Below are 1,598 nucleotides of genomic sequence, written 5' to 3' on the forward strand. Positions count from 1 at the left end.
TTAAGCAAACAACGCAGCGACGCGACACGGCAGACTCACGCTCGCTTCCTTCAATTCACTGCCACACTTGGAGACACGTAAGATGTTAAACCGATTCTTTTTCGCAGTTGCCCCGATGATCTTGGTTGCCAGCTCGGTGATGGCAGAGGACAGCATGTTGTCGACGATCGCCAACTTGGACCAAAACGACTCGATCGCCCAGGCCGACACCAGCGACGATCTGGGGCTGGCGGATGTCGAGTCGCTGCTCAACGACGGCGAGCCGCAGAGTGGCGAAGAGGCGATCGCGGCCTGTTTCCGCCGCATCGGTTACGGACACCGCCACTTCCGCTACCGCAGCTACAGCAGCTGGTACCGTCCCGTGTACCACCACAACTGCTACACCCCGGTGTACACAACCCACTACAGCTACACACCGACGTACACCTACTACACCCCTTGTTACACCAGCTACTGGGGATGCTGGTAATCATCGGCTGTGCTGATTGAAAAGAGTCAAGCTGATTCAACAGTACTCAAAAATACTCAACAAGCCCGACAACCCGATTGCTTCGCGGTTGCGGGGCTTTTCTTCTATCGAAATCGAATTCACTTTTTAGAGAACAGGCAAATCAATGAACCGCCAAATATTAACCAAGGTCTTGATGACCACCAGCTTCGTCGTCTGTATGACGATGCAATCCGATGCTCAGCAAATCAATGCCTCGCATCTCTTCGGAAACCATTCCTATTGCAGTCACGTCATCGACTTGATTTCGCAGCACGGTGTCAACAACACGTTCAATCGTGGATCGGCGTTCCACGCATCGCCGTTTGGGCATGTGGCGATCCCCGATTGTGAAATTGGCGATCTGAAAATTGTCGAAGTCCGCCAGCACGAACATGTTGATTCGGCATGCGGGCCGACGTTCGCCATCGTGATTCAAAACCACAGCTCTCGCAGTGTATGTGGTTTCCATGTGACCGCCGTTGCGGTGTTTGGACACATCTGTCCCACGTCACCCAACGTCACGGTAAAAGCGGATAAAATCGAAGCCGGCGAAGCACTCGAAGTCTTGGTGACGCTACCGATCGAAGCGTTGGCGATGGGCAACCGCAACGGACAGGTCATCGGATTTCAGCGACTGGTCGTCGCCATCGATAGTTTTGACGAACTGATGGAGAGCGACGAGGCGAACAACTTGAAAGCGTTTAACGCCGCCTCGATCGCCGTCGTGTCCGTTTCGGTATCGACAACGGTTGAAACGGAATCGGTGTCGACGATCGACTCAGGAAGCGTCCAAAATGTGCAACCGTCCGTTGAGACTCAAGTTCCTTCGCCGGATGCACCTCAAGTCGACTCCGTGCAAAACGGAACGTTCGACAGCGAGCCCGAAGTTGATTCACTCCGCTCGGCGATCAAGATGCTCGACACCACCAACGCCACAAACGACGTTGCCGCAGCGAGCGGAATTTAGGTGGATTGTTCAGGTTCCAAAACGTGCGGACGATTGCATCAAGAGTTTTTAAGGGGGAAAACGAGGGTGCAATCGTCCCGCTTTTACCTGTGCGAGTGTCATCAATGTCATTTCGTCGATACGCTCACCGGCAACAAGGCA

At 53.8% G+C, this 1,598-nt stretch carries 2 protein-coding genes; both read left to right on the plus strand.

Translation table 11 applies throughout. The annotated features are described in order from the left end of the window. Window positions 1–82: 82 nt before the first annotated feature. The gene (locus RMSM_RS15270) at window positions 83–469 is read left to right on the plus strand and encodes a hypothetical protein (RefSeq protein ID WP_008696768.1); all 387 of its coding nucleotides are present in this window, start codon (window positions 83–85) and stop codon (window positions 467–469) included. A 145-nt stretch (window positions 470–614) separates the two neighbouring features. After that, window positions 615–1,457 (plus strand): hypothetical protein, encoded by an 843-nt coding sequence (locus tag RMSM_RS15275; protein ID WP_008697826.1) that lies wholly within the window; start codon window positions 615–617, stop codon window positions 1,455–1,457. Window positions 1,458–1,598 lie beyond the last annotated feature (141 nt).

It is taken from the genome of Rhodopirellula maiorica SM1 (genome assembly GCF_000346295.1).
In the GTDB taxonomy this organism is placed as follows: domain Bacteria; phylum Planctomycetota; class Planctomycetia; order Pirellulales; family Pirellulaceae; genus Novipirellula; species Novipirellula maiorica.